The 16715-nt window shown below is 70.1% G+C and carries 12 protein-coding genes and 1 pseudogene; 4 read left to right on the top strand and 9 right to left on the bottom strand.

Going from position 1 to position 16715, the window contains the following annotated elements:
• Positions 1 to 4 precede the first annotated feature (4 nt).
• A complete protein-coding gene (gene uvrB / locus ACWEFB_RS18350) occupies positions 5 to 2113 on the bottom strand; it encodes an excinuclease ABC subunit UvrB (RefSeq protein ID WP_452286878.1) in 2109 nt (702 codons plus the stop codon).
• Positions 2114 to 2458: 345 nt separating this feature from the next.
• Here uvrB and ACWEFB_RS18345 point away from each other — a divergent pair, with 345 nt between their 5' ends.
• Positions 2459 to 4108: a hypothetical protein gene (locus ACWEFB_RS18345; protein WP_452286876.1), complete on the top strand. Its 1650-nt coding sequence runs from the start codon at positions 2459 to 2461 to the stop codon at positions 4106 to 4108.
• 23 nt (positions 4109 to 4131) lie between these two features.
• Here ACWEFB_RS18345 and coaE read toward each other — a convergent pair whose 3' ends face one another.
• Complete coding sequence (gene coaE / locus ACWEFB_RS18340) at positions 4132 to 5313, bottom strand: dephospho-CoA kinase (RefSeq protein WP_452286874.1); 1182 nt, start codon at positions 5311 to 5313, stop codon at positions 4132 to 4134.
• 238 nt (positions 5314 to 5551) lie between these two features.
• The gene (gene rpsA, locus ACWEFB_RS18335) at positions 5552 to 7048 is read right to left on the bottom strand and encodes a 30S ribosomal protein S1 (RefSeq protein ID WP_329102247.1); all 1497 of its coding nucleotides are present in this window, start codon (positions 7046 to 7048) and stop codon (positions 5552 to 5554) included.
• Positions 7049 to 7381: 333 nt separating this feature from the next.
• Here rpsA and ACWEFB_RS18330 point away from each other — a divergent pair, with 333 nt between their 5' ends.
• The 3 genes and pseudogenes from ACWEFB_RS18330 to ACWEFB_RS18320 form a co-directional block, all read left to right on the top strand.
• Positions 7382 to 8200 (top strand): class I SAM-dependent methyltransferase, encoded by an 819-nt coding sequence (locus ACWEFB_RS18330; RefSeq protein ID WP_452286872.1) that lies wholly within the window; start codon positions 7382 to 7384, stop codon positions 8198 to 8200.
• Positions 8201 to 8255: 55 nt separating this feature from the next.
• Positions 8256 to 8474: a hypervirulence associated TUDOR domain-containing protein gene (locus ACWEFB_RS18325; RefSeq protein ID WP_329102251.1), complete on the top strand. Its 219-nt coding sequence runs from the start codon at positions 8256 to 8258 to the stop codon at positions 8472 to 8474.
• Positions 8461 to 8793, top strand: a pseudogene (locus tag ACWEFB_RS18320) (DUF3140 domain-containing protein); the annotation flags it as partial. The gene ACWEFB_RS18325 and the pseudogene ACWEFB_RS18320, both read left to right, overlap by 14 nt.
• Positions 8794 to 8811: 18 nt before the next feature.
• Here the strand turns inward: ACWEFB_RS18320 and polA are convergent.
• The 6 genes from polA to ACWEFB_RS18290 form a co-directional block, all read right to left on the bottom strand.
• Positions 8812 to 11526 (bottom strand): DNA polymerase I, encoded by a 2715-nt coding sequence (gene polA / locus ACWEFB_RS18315; RefSeq protein ID WP_452286870.1) that lies wholly within the window; start codon positions 11524 to 11526, stop codon positions 8812 to 8814.
• A gap of 145 nt (positions 11527 to 11671) precedes the next feature.
• On the bottom strand, positions 11672 to 12382 hold the full coding sequence (locus tag ACWEFB_RS18310) for an ABC transporter ATP-binding protein (RefSeq protein ID WP_326556886.1): 711 nt from the start codon (positions 12380 to 12382) through the stop codon (positions 11672 to 11674).
• Positions 12372 to 13295: an ABC transporter ATP-binding protein gene (locus ACWEFB_RS18305; protein ID WP_452286867.1), complete on the bottom strand. Its 924-nt coding sequence runs from the start codon at positions 13293 to 13295 to the stop codon at positions 12372 to 12374. Before ACWEFB_RS18305 ends, ACWEFB_RS18310 begins: the two co-directional genes overlap by 11 nt.
• Positions 13288 to 14433: a branched-chain amino acid ABC transporter permease gene (locus tag ACWEFB_RS18300; RefSeq protein ID WP_452286865.1), complete on the bottom strand. Its 1146-nt coding sequence runs from the start codon at positions 14431 to 14433 to the stop codon at positions 13288 to 13290. Before ACWEFB_RS18300 ends, ACWEFB_RS18305 begins: the two co-directional genes overlap by 8 nt.
• On the bottom strand, positions 14430 to 15371 hold the full coding sequence (locus ACWEFB_RS18295; protein WP_452286863.1) for a branched-chain amino acid ABC transporter permease: 942 nt from the start codon (positions 15369 to 15371) through the stop codon (positions 14430 to 14432). The genes ACWEFB_RS18300 and ACWEFB_RS18295 overlap by 4 nt, the downstream gene beginning before the upstream one ends.
• A gap of 64 nt (positions 15372 to 15435) precedes the next feature.
• Positions 15436 to 16590, bottom strand: a complete 1155-nt coding sequence (locus ACWEFB_RS18290) for a branched-chain amino acid ABC transporter substrate-binding protein (protein WP_326556882.1) — start codon at positions 16588 to 16590, stop codon at positions 15436 to 15438.
• Positions 16591 to 16715: the final 125 nt, after the last annotated feature.

Below are 16715 nucleotides of genomic sequence, written 5' to 3'. Positions count from 1 at the left end.
CGACCTACTGCACCCCGGTCGCGTCCATCCCGCGCAGTTCCTTCTTCATCTCCTGGACCTCGTCCCGGATCCTGGCCGCCAGCTCGAACTGCAGCTCCCGGGCGGCGGCCAGCATCTGGTCGTTGAGTTCCTGGATGAGCTGGGCCATCTCGGCGCGGGCCATCCCGGCACGGACCGGACCGGAGGCTGCCTTGCCACCCTTGCTGCGGGTCTCCGGCACCGGCGCCTTGCCGCGGGAGAGCTGCCGTACGGCACCGCCGACCCGGGTGTTCTCGGTGTCCTCGGCCTCCCGGTAGATGTCGTCCAGGATGTCGTGGATCTTCTTCCGGAGCGGTTCGGGCGTGATCCCGTTGGCCTCGTTGTGCGCGACCTGCTTGGCCCGGCGCCGGTTGGTCTCGTCGATCGCGTTGGCCATCGACGGGGTCATCTTGTCGGCGTACATGTGCACCTGGCCGGAGACGTTCCGGGCGGCCCGGCCGATGGTCTGGATGAGGGACCGGCCGCTGCGCAGGAAGCCCTCCTTGTCCGCGTCGAGGATCGCGACCAGGGAGACCTCGGGCAGGTCCAGCCCCTCCCGGAGCAGGTTGATGCCGACCAGCACGTCGTAGTCGCCCTTGCGCAGCTCGCGCAGCAGCTCGACCCGGCGCAGCGTGTCGACCTCCGAGTGCAGGTAGCGCACCCGGATGCCGTGCTCCAGCAGGTAGTCGGAGAGGTCCTCGGCCATCTTCTTGGTCAGCGTCGTGACCAGCACCCGCTCGTCCCGGTCGGTACGCAGCTTGATCTCGTGCATCAGGTCGTCGATCTGCCCCTTGGTGGGCTTGACGATCACCTCGGGGTCGACCAGCCCGGTCGGCCGGATCACCTGCTCGACGAACTCGCCCTGGGCCTGCTCCATCTCCCAGTTGCCGGGGGTGGCGGAGAGGAAGACCATCTGGCCGACCCGTTCGAGGAACTCGTCGAACCGCAGCGGGCGGTTGTCGGCGGCGCTGGGCAGCCGGAAACCGTGGTCGATCAGCATCCGTTTGCGCGACGCGTCGCCCTCGAACATCCCGCCGATCTGCGGGATGGTCACGTGCGACTCGTCGACCACGGTGAGGAAGTCGTCCGGGAAGTAGTCGAGCAGGCAGTGCGGTGGGCTGCCGGGCTCCCGGCCGTCGATGTGCATCGAGTAGTTCTCGATGCCGGAGCAGAACCCGACCTGGCGCATCATCTCGATGTCGTAGGTGGTCCGCATCCGCAGCCGCTGGGCTTCGAGCAGCTTGCCCTGCCGCTCCAGGTCGGCCAGCCGCTCGGTCAGCTCGGTCTCGATGCCCCGGATCGCCCGCTCCATCCGCTCCGGACCGGCCGCGTAGTGGGTGGCGGGGAAGATCAGCAGGTGGTCGACCTCGCGGACCACCTCACCGGTGAGCGGGTGCAGGTAGTAGAGCTTCTCCACCTCGTCGCCGAAGAACTCGACCCTCAGGGCCAGCTCCTCGTACGCGGGGATGATCTCCAGGGTGTCGCCCCGGACCCGGAAGGTGCCCCGGTTGAAGGCCATGTCGTTGCGGGTGTACTGGATGTCGACCAGCCGGCGGAGCAGCTTGTCCCGCTCGAACTCCTGCCCGACCTTGATCCGCACCGCCCGGTCGAGGTATTCGTCCGGGGTGCCCAGCCCGTAGATCGCCGACACCGTCGCCACCACGATCACGTCCCGGCGGGTGAGCAGGGACATGGTGGCCGAGTGCCGCAGCCGCTCGACCTCCTCGTTGATCGAGGAGTCCTTCTCGATGTAGGTGTCGGTCTGCGGGATGTACGCCTCGGGCTGGTAGTAGTCGTAGTACGAGACGAAGTATTCGACCGCGTTGTTCGGCAGCAGCTCGCTGAACTCCTTGGCGAGCTGCGCGCAGAGCGTCTTGTTGGGTGCCACCACCAGGGTCGGCCGCTGCAACCGCTCGACCAGCCACGCGGTGGTCGCGCTCTTGCCGGTGCCGGTCGCGCCGAGCAGCACCGAATGACGATCGCCCCGCCGCACCCGCTGCTCAAGATCGTTGATCGCCGTCGGCTGGTCGCCGGAGGGTCGGAATTCGCTGATGACCTCAAACCGGCCGTCGAGTCGTGGGATGTCGAGCGCCATGTCATCAAAGGTACGCCGGGGGTGTGACACCCCTGGTGGGCAACGGTCGGTACACGATCGGCTTCGATATACGCATTGTGTGGTGGAGATCACCGCGCTACCGTTCAGTAGTAGGCCGCTCGCGGCGGCCGACCGGGTTCGCAACCGGGCCTCCACAACGGCCGGTCGCGCCCCGGCGCAGTGGTTGCAGCCCCGGCCTTCGTCGGCGTGCGCACCCGACGCGGTCGCGCCAACGCGCAGACCGGCCGCCGCGAGCGCCCCTCGCGCCCCGCCCCCACCAGCCACACCCCGAGCCACACCAGCGCCGGTACGTCACTTTGCCCCGGATTCGCCGTTCAACCACCCGTGAGCACCTCGTTGCCTCCCGCCGGGCGCCGACGGCCCGCCACCGGTCCGCCACCACCGCCCGCCGAGCCCCGGCAACCCACCCGGACCCTGAGCGGACGGGCCCGGCTGGCGACGCTGGGTGTACTCGGCTGCCTCGCGCTCGGCTCCGGCGCCGGTCTCGCCGCCGGACTGGTCTCCTGTGCCCCGCCCGGCCCTACCGATCCGGCTCGCGCCCTCACCTCGGCCGAGGCGGACCGGCTGGCGGCGATGCGGATCACCAACTACCGCGCCGGACGGGTCGGCGTGTACGCCACGCTCGGCATCCCCGGCACCCAGATCGAACTCGCCGGCACCGTCGACTGGCCGCGCGGGCTGGCCTACCTGAGCGTGGCCGGGCCGGGGGCCGGGAGTCAGCGGGGACTGCTCCAGGCCGTACCCGGACTGGTGTTGAGCCGACCGGACCCGCCGGCCGGGCCCGGACCGACCGGCGGCGGACCGGGCCCGTTCCCTGCCCTGGTCGCCCCGTCACCGCCACCGCCACCACCGCCGACGCCGCCCGGGGACGGCTGGCGGGTCCGCCGGATGGTCACCGGTGGGCCGGTCCCGGCGGCGGTCGACTCGTTCCTCACCCTGCTCTTCGCCGTTGCCGCCGACCGGCCGGACCCGACCGGGCCGCTGCTGGCCCGGGACACCGCCCGGTGGCTGGGCGTGGACCGGGCCGGTGGGACAACCGTCGACGTGCTGCTCGGCCCCGCGGTGCCCGCGCTCACCGGGGGCCCCGCTCCCGGCACCGACGCGACGATCCCGGCACCGCCGACGGGCGGGCTGGGCGGCGGAGCCGTACGGTACTGGCTGGACCGCGACGGACACCTGCACCGGTTCGAGGCCCTGCTCGCCGGTGATGTCCCGGTCCAGGTCGACTTCGACCGGGCCGAGCGGCCCGAGCTGACCGCCGTCGCGGCCCTCGGTGGCGCACCGGTACGACCACGGGCGGCCACCCGCACCGAAACCGACCTCCTCGCCCGGGTACGGGCCGAGAACCGGGCGCTCGGCGGCGCGGAGATCACGCTCGCGGTGCCCACCACCGCGCCGGTCGCCGAGCTGCCCGCCGTGAACCTCCGGGGATCCGGGTGGGTGGACTGGTCCGACAGTGTCGCCTACCTCGCCGTGCACGAGCTGGACCGGCCGGGCGAACGGACCCTGCTGCGGGCCAACCGCACCGGGGTGGCCGTACGCGACGTCCCGTCCGACCCCGACGTCCGGTCCGGGGATGGCGCCGGGCCGCCTCCGCTCCCCCCGCCCCGGGACCGGGACTGGGATCACCTGAGTTGGCAGCGACGTACCGACGCGCTCGGTGCCCCGGACCTGGACCTGCTGGTCAACGAGGCGCTGGCGATCGGAAGCGCCGGGTTGGGGCCGGCGGACCGGCTGCGTGATTCGGTGAGCTGGCTGCGGCAGGACGAGCTCGACGGGCGGCCGGTGACCGTGTTCGAGGTCCCGAAGGAGGCCGAGTCGGAGGTCGGCCGTGGCCAGGCCCGGATGCGCTACTGGGTGGACCGCTCGGGCCTGCTGCGCCGGTTGGAGCTGCGTACCCGGACCGGTGCGTTCGCCCAGCTCGACCTGACCCCCGGCCCGGTGCCGGAGCTGCCCGCCGTGCCCCTGGGCTGAACCGACCGGATCCTCAACCTGCTTCAGGGGCGCCAGTCGGTGGCCGCCGCCCACCGCTCGGCCAGCAGGTGCTCACCGTCGAACCAGGGCTCCTTGGCCGCCGTGTAGCTGGCGGTGTCCGGGCCGCCGGCGGCGAGCCCTCGCTTGAGCGCCTGGTAACCGGCGCGCTGCTCCTCGTCGGCCCGGAGGTGGTCGCGCATCAGCAGGGCGTAGCGCCAGCCCGGCGAGCCGTCGACCCGCAGGTGCAGGTTGACCGGCCGGGCCGGGTCGGCGCTGCCGTGCAGCCGCTTCTCCCACCGCGCCCCGCCGTCCGCGTGCCGGGGTTGGTCCCACCAGTCGCCGGCGCACCGGGGGAACCCGGCGTCGGCGAGCGGGCCGGCGAGCGCGTCGGCCTGGTCCAGGGACTCGACGGTGAGCTGGATGTCGATCACGTTCTTGGCGGCCAGTCCGGGCACCGAGGTGGAGCCGATGTGGTCGACCCGGAGATCCGCGGGGCGTACCGCGTGCCGGATCCGGGCAGCCAGCCGCTGGTACTGGACCGGCCAGTCGGGGTCGGCCTCGGTGAGGACCACCGTCCCGCCCCGGACCGCGACCCGGTCGCGCAGGTGACGCTCGTAGGGCACCAGCCGGTCCCGCCAGAGCGCGTCCACCCGCACGTGCAGGTCGGCCAGGTCGGCGTCGTTGGTCAGCACCACGTCGGCGGCGGCTCGCCGCTGCTGGTCACCGGTCTGGGCCCGGATCCGCTGTTCGGCCTGCTCGACGCTCATCCCCCGGTCGCGGACCAGCCGGGCCACCCGGGTGTCCCGGTCCGCGCTCACCACGACCACGAGATGGTACGTCGGCGCGAGCCCCGCCTCGACCAGCAGCGGTACGTCGTTGACCACGATCGCGTCGGCGGGTGCCCCGGCGGCGAGTTCGGCGGTACGGGTCCGGACCCTCGGATGGGTGATCCGCTCCAGTTGCCGCCGGGCGGGTTCGTCGTCGAAGACGAGGGCGCCGAGTGCCGCCCGGTCCAGGCTCCCGTCGGCGGCGAGCACCCCGTCGCCGAAGGTCGCCACGATCTCGGCCAGCCCCTCGGTTCCGGGGGCGACCACCTCGCGGGCGATCCGGTCGGCGTCGATGAGCACCGCGCCGAGCCCGGCCAGCCGGCTCGCCACGACGCTCTTACCCGACCCGATGCCACCAGTGAGTCCGACCATCAGCACCGGCCCAGTCAACCCCGCCGGGCTGACCCCGGCAACCCACCCCACCCACCAGACGCGTTGATCATGAAGTTAGCGACGGCTCGAGTGCCTGAACCCGTCGCTAACTTCATGGTCAACGAAGCGGGGGTGGGTGGTGGGTGGCCGGGGGGGTGGGGAGGACGGCGGCCCCGTCCTTCTGGTGGGAAGGACGGGGCCGTCGTTTGGTTCTACCTGCGGGCGAAGTTACCCGCGGGGCGGCTCACTTACCGCCGGCGAGCTTCTCCCGCAGTGCGGCGAGCGCCTCGTCGGTGGCCAGGGTGCCGGCCGGCTCCTCGGCCTGACGGGCCGGTGCCGGGGTGGACGAGGAGGTCGCCCCGCCGCCACCGGTGCTGACCGGAGTCGGGTTGGCAGCGGCCTCGGCGTCGGCGGCGCGGGAGGTCTGCACCTGCTTGGTGTGGGCCTCCCATCGGGTACGAGCCTCGGCGTACTGCGTCTCCCAGGTCTCCCGCTGCTTGTCGAAGCCCTCGAGCCACTCCCCGGTCTCCGGGTCGAAGCCCTCGGGGTAGATGTAGTTGCCCTCGTTGTCGTACGTCGCGGCCATGCCGTAGAGGGTCGGGTCGAAGTGCTCCTCGCCCTCGACGAAGCCCTCGTTGGCCTGCTTGAGCGAGAGCGAGATCCGCCGACGCTCGAGGTCGATGTCGATGACCTTGACCATGACGTCCGAGCCGACCTGGACGACCTGCTCCGGGATCTCCACGTGGCGCTCGGCCAGCTCGGAGATGTGGACCAGGCCCTCGATGCCGTCGTCCACCCGGACGAACGCACCGAACGGGACCAGCTTGGTGACCTTACCCGGCACGATCTGCTGGATCGCGTGGGTCCGGGCGAACTGCCGCCACGGGTCCTCCTGGGTCGCCTTCAGCGACAGCGAGACACGCTCGCGGTCGAGATCGACGTCCAGGACCTCGACCTCCACCTCCTGGCCGACCTCAACCACCTCGGAGGGGTGGTCGATGTGCTTCCAGGACAGCTCGGAGACGTGCACCAGACCGTCGACGCCACCGAGGTCGACGAACGCACCGAAGTTGACGATCGAGGAGACGACGCCCTTGCGGACCTGCCCCTTCTGCAACTTGTTGAGGAACTCGGTGCGCACCTCGGACTGGGTCTGCTCGAGCCAGGCCCGGCGGGACAGGACCACGTTGTTGCGGTTCTTGTCCAGCTCGATGATCTTGGCTTCGAGCTCCCGGCCCACGTACGGCTGCAGGTCCCGCACCCGACGCATCTCCACCAGCGACGCGGGCAGGAAGCCCCGCAGGCCGATGTCGAGGATGAGGCCACCCTTGACCACCTCAATGACGGAACCGCGCACGACGCCGTCCTCGTCCTTGATCTTCTCGATCGTGCCCCAGGCGCGCTCGTACTGCGCCCGCTTCTTCGAGAGGATCAGCCGGCCCTCCTTGTCCTCCTTCTGGAGAACCAGGGCTTCGATGTGGTCACCAACGGAGACCACATCCGCGGGGTCCACGTCGTGCTTGATCGACAACTCGCGCGAGGGAATGACGCCCTCGGTCTTGTAGCCGATGTCGAGCAGGACCTCGTCCCGATCGACCTTGACGACGGTGCCTTCGACAATGTCGCCGTCGTTGAAGTACTTGATGGTCTCGTCGATCGCGGCGAGGAAAGCTTCCTCAGAGCCGAGATCGTCGTGGGTGACCCGGTTGGCGCTCGAGGGGGCCTCGATGCTGCTCGTCATGTGGGCGGTTGCTCCGGTCGGATGGGTGTCACAGCAGGCGTTTGTGTCGCAGTGACCTGTTTGCGCCAGCGGATCCGTCGCCGTACACACCTAACGATCATGCGTGAGACCGTGGGATATGCCCGTCGACCGCGGACCTGCTCCCTGCCGAGGCACACGATCCGCGAGCGCATCGAACAGCTTACCGTGCGCATTACCACAGCATGCAAGCCCTCCTGCCACCTGATGCGACACGCCGTCCACAGCGCGGGAACTCGCCCGTACGCAGGCCCGCCCGGCGCGGCGTCGAGGCCGCGCGCGACGTGCGCGTACCCGGCCTCTAGCGTGGCCGGGATGAGTGACGACGAGGCCGCGGGTGTGACCCGGCGCACGGTCAGCGACACGGAGACGCGGCGGGCCAGCCGCCAGTGGTGGGACCGCGACGCCGACGACTACCAGGCCGAGCACGGGGAGTTCCTCGGCGACGTCGACTTCGTCTGGTGCCCGGAGCGGCTGCGCGAGGCCGACGCTCGGCTGCTCGGCGACCTGCCCGGCCGCAGGGTGCTGGAGCTCGGCTGCGGCGCCGCCTCCGCCTCCCGCTGGCTGGCCACGCAGCGGGCCCGGCCGGTCGCCCTGGACCTCTCCGCGGGGATGCTGCGGCACGCCGCCCACGCGGCCGGGACCTCCGGGGTACGGGTCCCGCTGGTCCAGGCCGACGCCCTGGCCCTGCCGTTCGCCGACGGCGCCTTCGACATCGTCTGTACGGCGTTCGGCGCGGTGCCGTTCGTGGCCGACTCGGCGGCGGTGATGCGGGAGGTGCACCGGGTGCTGCGCCCCGGCGGCCATTGGGTCTTCTCGGTCACCCACCCGATGCGGTGGATCTTCCTCGACGACCCTGGTGAGGGGGGCCTGAAGGCGGTGCACTCCTACTTCGACCGCCGCCCGTACGTGGAGCAGGACGCCGACGGGGTGCCCAGCTACGTCGAGCAGCACCGTACCCTCGGCGACCGGGTCCGGGAGCTGGTCGGCGCCGGGTTCCGGCTGCGCGACGTGGTGGAGCCGGAGTGGCCGGAGGGGCACGAGCAGCTCTGGGGCCAGTGGAGTCCGCTGCGCGGCCGACTCTTCCCCGGCACCGCGATCTTCGTTTCCGACAAACCGCCCGTGGCGGGATGAAGTCTCGGCCCCGCACGCCCCGGTTTTCCCCCGGAGCGGCAGGGTAGACCGTGTCATGGACAAGGACGAGAAGCTGCACAAGGGCGATCGGGTGAGCTGGCGCAGCCACGGCGGGACGGCGTACGGCACCGTCCAGGAGGAAATCACAAAACGGACAACAGCCGCCAGACGTACGGTCGACGCCAGCAAGGAGGACCCGCAGTACCGGGTCCGGTCGGACTCCGGCGGCGAGGCGGTGCACAAGCCCGGGGCGCTGCGTCGTGCCCCCCGGTGACGACCAGGCCGACGTCTACCGGAACTTCACCGACGCGGTGAACATGAAACCCGGTGAGCTGGAGACGTGGCTGGAAACCGACGACTCCAAGGCCGTCGGCCAGCACTCCGGCGGGGGTGAGTCGGTCGGCCACGAGTCGGGGCGACGGATCATCGGCCTGCTGCGCCGCAAGCGGGCGGAGCTGACCGACCGGGACTATGCCCACATGCGCAAGGTCGTCGGTTACGTGCACCGGCACATGGCGCAGCGCCCCCGAGGCGACGTCAGCCGCACCCGGTGGCGCTTCTCGCTCATGAACTGGGGCCACGACCCGCTCAAGTGAGCGGGTCGACGCCGGTCAGTGGTCGGCGCTGTTCCAGTCCTGACCCGCACCGACCGAGACCTCCAGCGGCACCGACAGCGGGTGGGCGTTGCCCATCTCGCGCCGGACCAGCTCCTCGAGCTGCTCCCGCTCGCCGGGGTAGACCTCGAAGACCAGCTCGTCGTGGACCTGCAGCAGCATCCGGGACCGCAGGCCGGACCCGCGCAGGGCGGTGTCGACGTGCAGCATGGCTACCTTGATCATGTCGGCGGCCGAGCCCTGGATCGGGGCGTTGAGCGCCATCCGCTCGGCCATCTCCCGCCGCTGCCGGTTGTCGCTGACCAGGTCCGGCAGGTAACGCCGTCGGCCGAGCATGGTCTCGGTGTAGCCGTCGCGCACGGCCCGCCGGACCACCTCCTGGAGGTAGTCGCGGACGCCACCGAACCGGGTGAAGTACTCCTCCATCAGCCCACGCGCCTCGTCGGCGGCGATGTTGAGCTGCTGGGCAAGACCGAAGGCGCTCAGCCCGTACGCCAGGCCGTAGTTCATCGCCTTGATCTTGCGGCGCTGGTCGGCGGTGACCTCGGCGACCGGTACGTGGAAGACGAACGACGCGGTGGCGGCGTGGAAGTCCTCGCCGGAGTTGAAGGCCTCGATCAGCGCCTCGTCGACGGAGAGGTGCGCCATGATCCGCATTTCGATCTGGCTGTAGTCGGCGGTGAGCAGGGTGTCGTAGCCGGCGCCGACCACGAAGGCGCGCCGGATCCGCCGGCCCTCCTCGGTCCGGATCGGGATGTTCTGCAGGTTCGGGTCGGTCGACGAGAGCCGCCCGGTGGCCGCCACCGTCTGGTTGTAGGTGGTGTGGATCCGGCCGTCGTCCGAGATCGACTTGAGCAGCCCGTCGACGGTCGACTTCAGCCGGGCCACGTCCCGGTGGCGCAGCAGGTGGCCCAGCACCGGATGCGGATTCTGCGCGTAGAGCCACTGCAGCGCGTCCGCGTCGGTGGTGTAGCCGGTCTTGATCTTCTTGGTCTTGGGCAGCCCCAGCTCGGTGAAGAGGATCTCCTGGAGCTGCTTGGGCGAGCCGAGGTTGAACTCCCGCCCGACCACCTCGTACGCCGCCTGCGCGGCCGCCTTCACCTCACCGGCGAAGTGCGCCTCCAACTCGGAGAGGTAGTCGGTGTCGGCGGCGATGCCGACCCGCTCCATCTCGCCGAGGACCCGCACCAGCGGGAGTTCGACGTCGGCCAGCAACCGGGCGGAGAGTTCGCCGTCACGGGCAAGCTCGGCGTCGATCGCGTCGGCGAGATCGAGGGTGGCCGCGGCCCGCAGCATCAGGTTCTGCTCGACCTCGCCGTCGTTGCCGAGCCCCTCGAAGGTGAGCTGGCCGGACTCCGGCTGGTCGACCCGCAGCTCCCGGTGCAGGTAGCGCAGGGCCAGATCGCCCAGGTCGTAGGAGCGCTGGTCCGGCCGGGCCAGGTACGCCGCCAGCGCGGTGTCCCGGGTGATCCCCCGCAGTTGCCAGCCGTGTGCGGCGAACGCCAGCGACGCCGGCTTGCTGTCGTGCAGAACCTTCGGTCGCGCCTCGTCGGCCAGCCACTCGGACACCGCCGCCTCGTCGGCCGGGTCGAGGGTGGCCGGATCGAACCAGCCGCCGGCACCGTCGGCGGTGGCCACCGCCACCCCGGTCAGCGTGCCGGTGCCGCGACCGAAGGTGCCGGCCACGGCCAGCCCGGTCGGCACACCGATGGGGGCGTGCCGGGCCAGCCAGGCCGCCACCGTGCCGGTGCCCAGGACCTCCGTGGCCAGCTCGAAGCCGGACTCGGCCTCCGGCTGCACCGCCTCCAGGTACTGGTAGAGCCGGTCGCGCAGGACCCGGAACTGGAGGGTGTCGAAAACCTGGTGCACCGCCTCGCGGTCCCACCCGGCCCAGCGGGAGTCCTCCGCGCCCAGCGACAGCTCCAGGTCGTCGACCAGCAGGTTGAGCTCGTAGTTGCGGATCACGTCGGCGAGCCGCTCGCGCAGGCTCTCACCGGCCTTGCCCTTGATCTCGTCGGCGCGGGCGATCACGCCCTCCACCCCGCCGTACTGGTTGATCCACTTGGCGGCGGTCTTCGGACCGACCCCCGGCACGCCGGGCAGGTTGTCGCTGCTCTCCCCGACCAGGGCGGCCAGGTCGCGGTACTGCTCCGGGCCGACCCCGTAGCGGTCGGTCACCGCCGCCGGATCCATCCGGGCCAGGTCGGAGACGCCCTTGCGGGGGTAGAGCACGGTGACCTGGTTGCCGATCAACTGGAAGGCGTCCCGGTCACCGGTGCAGATCAGCACGTCCATCCCGCTCTCCCGCCCCTGCCGGGCGAGGGTGGCGATGACGTCGTCGGCCTCGTAGCCCTCCTTCTCCACCACCGGCACCCGCAGCGCGGCGAGCACCTCCTTGACCAGGCTCACCTGACCATGGAAGTCGGTCGGCGTCTCCGCCCGGCCAGCCTTGTACTCGGCGTAGCGCTCGGTGCGGAACGACCGGCGGGAGATGTCGAAGGAGACGATCAGGTGGGTCGGCCGCTCGTCGCGGAGCACGTTGATCAGCATCGAGGTGAAGCCGTACACCGCGTTCGTCGGCTGTCCGGTGGTGGTGGAGAAGTTCTCCACCGGGAGCGCGAAGAAGGCCCGGTAGGCCAGCGAATGGCCGTCCAACAACAGGAGGCGGGGTGCGTCGGTCACCTGACCGACTCTAGTCGGGCCCACCGACATGTCGGTCGCACCCCACGCGGCGGCAGAAGCGGACGAGGGCGACGATCGGCGCGACAGGCACCGATACCGCCGCCCGGGTCCGCCGGCTCCTGAGGCGGCGGTGGGCCCGGCGCGCGACGCGCCGGGCCCACCCTCGAACGTCGGATCAGGCGACGCCGAGGTACGCCTCCTTGACCGCCGGGTCGAGCAGCAGGTCCGCCCCGCTGCCCTCCTTGACGATCCGACCGGTCTCCAACACGTAACCGCGGTGGGCCCGGGAGAGCGCCTGCTGGGCGTTCTGCTCCACCAGCAGGATGGTGGTGCCCTGCTGGTTGATCTCCGTGATGATGTCGAAGATCTGCTGGATCACCATCGGGGCGAGCCCCATCGACGGCTCGTCGAGCAGCAGCAGCTTCGGCCGGCTCATCAGGGCCCGGCCGACCGCCAACATCTGCTGCTCACCGCCGGAGAGCGTGCCGCCGGCCTGCTTGCGCCGCTCGGCCAGGCGCGGGAACAGCCCGAGCACCCGGTCCAGGTCGGCCGCGATCCCCGCCGTGTCCCGCCGGGTGTAGGCGCCCATGTCGAGGTTCTCGATCACGGACATGCCGGGGAAGATGCCCCGACCCTCGGGCGACTGGCAGATGCCCCGGATGACCCGCAGGTCGGCCCGGAGGTTGCTGATGTCCTGGCCCTCGAACTTGATCGCACCCCGGCTGATCGGGCGCAGGCCCGAGACGGCCCGCATCGTGGTGGTCTTGCCGGCGCCGTTCGCGCCGATCAGGGCCACCACCTCGCCCTCGTCGACGTGCAGGCTGATCCCGTGCAGAGCCTCGATCCGGCCGTACGCCAGCGTCACGTTATCGATCTCAAGCAGCATCTGCCGGCACCCCCAGGTAGGCCGCGATCACCTTCGGGTTGTCCCGCACCTCGGCGGGCGTACCCTCGGCGATCTTCTTGCCGAACTCCAGCACCACGATCCGGTCGGTGACGCCCATGACCAGCCGCATGTCGTGCTCGATGAGCAGCACGGTGTAGCCGAGGTCGCGGATCTGCCGGATCAGCTGGAGCAGGTCCTCCTTCTCCGCCGGGTTGAAGCCGGCGGCCGGCTCGTCCAGGCAGAGCAGTTTGGGCTCGGTGGCCAGCGCCCGGGCGATCTCCAGCCGACGCTGGTCGCCGTAGGGCAGGTTGCGGGCCAACTCGTTGACCCGGCCGCTGATCCCGACGAACCGGAGCAGTTCCAACGCCTTGCGGCGCGCCGCCTTCTCCTCCAGCGTGTGCCGGGAGATCCCGAACACCTTGGCGGAGGCCCGACGCACCTGCTGCCAGGTACGGACCAGCCCGTTGGTCGAGTCGACCACGGGCAGTTCCTCGGGCTTCGGACGTACCCGGTAGAGCCGGAACAGCGCCCCGACCACACTGGTCTTGTGCTGCGAGTCGGTACCGACCAGCACGTTCTCCAGCGCGGTCATCTCCGGGAACAGCCGGATGTTCTGGAACGTCCGGGCGATACCGAGCCGGTTGATGTCGTGCGGCTTGCGGCCGACGATCTGTCCCTTGTCGAACCGCACCTCACCCTCGGTCGGCCGGTAGACCCCGGTCATCACGTTGAAGCAGGTGGTCTTGCCGGCGCCGTTCGGACCGATCAGCCCGAGGATCTCGCCCCGGTAGAGGCTGAAGCTGACGTCGTCGAGCGCGACCACCCCGCCGAAGCGCAGCGTGACGTGGTCGACGTCGAGCAGCACCTCACGCTGGCGCGGGATGGGGCCGGGAGCCTTGATCTCGTCAGACATTGGCGGGTGCCTCCTCTGCACGGTCCTGCAGCTCGTGTGCCCGCCGCCGGCTCGGGATCAGGCCCTGCGGACGCAGCAGCATGACCAGCACCAGCGCCAGACCGAACACCAGGTACCGGTACTCGGCGAAGTCACGGAACCGCTCCGGCAGGTAGGCCAGCAGGAACGCGCCGAGAGCCACACCGGCCATGTTGCCGGCGCCGCCGACCACCACCATCGCGACGAAGAGGATGGAGAGCTGCGCGTTGAACTGGTTCGGCTCGATGAAACCCTGCCGGCTGGCGAAGAGGAAGCCGGAGAGGCCACCGAGCGCGGCGCCGATCGCGAACGCCCAGAGCTTGAACTTGAACCCGTGTACGCCCATCACGGCGGCGGCGTCCTCGTCCTCGCGAATGGCCAGCCAGGCTCGACCGACCCGGCTGTTCTCCAGCCGGCGCACCGCGAAGACGACGATCAGCACCACGGTGAGCGCCAACCAGTACCACGGCTTGACGTCGATCAGCCCGAACACGTTGTTGTCGGCGGAGGGAGCGCCCTGCGGGCCGGGGATACCGGCCACACCGGCCGGTCCGCCGGACCAGTTCGAGTTGCGGACGACGATCCGGATGATCTCACCGAAGCCGAGCGTCACGATGGCCAGGTAGTCGCCCCGTAGCCGCAGCGTCGGCCAGCCGAGCAGCACACCCGAGATCATGGTGAACGCGATCGCGAGTGGGATACAGATCGCCCAGGTGACCGCCCAGCCCTCGGCCAGGTCGAACCGGTTCTGGAGTGCCTTGACCACCGGCGACTGGGTGGAGCCGAAGAGCGCCACACTGTACGCGCCGACCGCGAAGAAGCCGACGTAGCCGAGGTCGAGCAGGCCGGCCAGGCCGACCACCACGTTCAACCCGATCGCGATGAGGACGTAGACCGCGCAGATGAAGAGCACACCCGCCCAGTTGTTGCCGCCCTTGATCGAGTCGGTACGCAGCCAGGTGAGGCCCGGAATGCCCAGCAGGGGCAGGTAGTAGAGGAAGGCGACGAAGGCGACGAAGCCCACGCTTCGCTGCCACCGTGGCAGTCCCCGCCAACGGTCGCCGATGCCGATCCTGGTCTTGCGTCCCGCCTGCGCCGGACTGTTGCTGGTCGCGGTCATGCGCGCGCCCTCCCCAACGATTCACCGAGCAGGCCGGTCGGGCGGAACAGCAGCACGACCACCAGTACGACGAACGCGGCCACGTCCTCCCAGTTGGATGACGTCAGGGTAGCCGCGTAGACCTCGACCACGCCGAGCAGCAGACCACCGAGCAGCGCGCCGCGCAGGTTGCCGATGCCACCGAGTACCGCCGCGGTGAACGCCTTGAGCCCGAGGATGAAGCCCACGTTGAACCGGGTGTTGCCGTACCGGATCGCCCAGAGCAGCGCGGCGGCGCCGGCAAGCAGACCGCCGAGCAGGAAGATCAGCATGATCACCCGGTCCTTGTTGACGCCCATCAACGCGGCGGCGTCCGGGTTCTGCGCCACCGCGCGGACCCCTCGGCCGTACCGGGTGCGGTTGATGAACTGGTCGAGCCCGGCCATCATCAGCAGCGCCGCCACGACGGTGATCACCTGGGTGTTGGCGATCTCGGTGTTACCGATGGTGAGCCACACGTCCCGCTGGATCAGGGTGGGCATGCCGACGACCAGCCGGCCCTGCCAGAGCCCGAACGCCTCCGAGAGCACCAGCGACAGACCGATCGCGGTGATCAGGAAGATCAGTGGTGGTGCGTTCATCTGCCGCAGCCTGCGGTACGCCACCCGTTCCACCGCCACCGCCGTGGCACCGGAGGCGAGCATGGCCGCCGCCAGTCCGGCGATGAGCAGCAGGATCAGCGTGCCCAGCGGCGGGGCATCAGTGGCGCCGAAGAGGTTCCACACACCGAGGACGGCGAAGGTACCCACCATGAAAACCTCGGAGTGGGCAAAGTTAATCAGCTTCAGAACGCCGTAGACCAACGTGTAGCCGAGCGCGACGAGGGCGTAGATCGAGCCCTTCGCCAAACCGTCCACAGTGTGCTGGCCGAGGTGCCCGAAGAGTTCATCGAAGTTCACGAAATCTCCCTTTGCACCGAGCGCGGCCGGGGGGAAATCCCCCCGGCCGCCTCCGTAAACCGGCTCAGCTGAGCTTGATCTCCTGCTGGGGCACGAACTGGCCGCCCTTGACCTCGTACGACCAGATGACAACCTTCGACTTGTCGACGTCGCCGGTCTCGTCGAACTTGATGTACTTCGACACGCCCTGCTTGTCGTAGGCGTTCACCCAGTCGAAGAGCTCCTTGCGGGTGGTCTTGCCATCCGCGTAGCCCTCGAGCAGGATCTTGGCGCCGTCGTAGCCCTCTGCACCGTAGGAGCCCGGCGCGATGCCGTACTCCTTCTCGTAGTCGGCGGAGAAGGTACCGCCGGCCTCGGCGGCCGGCAGACACGGGCAGGTCACGATCGCGCCCTCGGCGGCGGTACCGGCACCGGCCGGGAAGCCGGGGTCGTAGAGACCGTCGAAGCCGAGGAACTTGGCCGTGACGTTCGCCGCCCGGGCCTGCTTGAGCAGCGGCGCCGCCTCGTTGGTGTAACCGCCGTAGGCGATCACGTCGGCACCCGAAGACTTGATCTTCGAGATGGTGGCGTCGAAGTTCTGCTGGTCGGTCTGGACCTTGTCCTCGCCGACAACGCCGGCAGCCAGGCCCTTCTTGACCTCGGCGATGATGCCGGCGCCGTAGGTCTGGCCGTCGTCGATGACGAAGACCTTCTGCGACTTCAGCACGTCCTTGATGTAGGCAACCGCAGCCGCACCCTGGGTGCCGTCGTTACCGACGACGCGGTGGAACGCCTTGTTGTTCGCCGCGGTCAGCTCGGTCGCGGTGGCCGACGGGCTGACCATGATCAGACCGGCAGCCTCGTAGGTCTGCATGGTCGCCTTGGACTCACCCGAGAAGTGCCCGCCGATCACCGAGGTGAAGGACTGGTCACCGGCCACCTGGTTGGCGACCGGGGTGGCCTGGGTGGCGTCACCCTGGGTGTCGAACTCCTGCAGCGTCACCTGGCAGTCGGCGTTCGCGGCGTTGTGCTGCTTGACGGCCAGCTTCGCGCCATTGAGCGACGGCAGGACCAGACCAGCGTTCGGACCCGTGAAGGCACCGAAGATGGCGATCTTGCCGCCACAGTCTCCGCCGCCAGCGGTGTCGTCCCCGCCGGAGTCCTGGCAGCCAGTCGCGGCGACCATCGCCACCGCCGCCATCGCGACGGTGCCGAGCGCCCGTACATACTTTCGCCTCACGGCTCCTTGACCTCCTCAAGATGCAGGCAACGGCATCCCGGAAGGCGCGGCGCATCTGTTGCCCACGCAGCCAGCACCACCCGGTATAGAGCCGCCCGCCTGCGTGCGGCTCGTGATGGCGCAGC

It is taken from the genome of Micromonospora sp. NPDC004704 (genome assembly GCF_053601675.1).
Note: the sequence above shows the minus strand (reverse complement) of the source record. Positions and strands in the feature narration are given on the sequence as shown.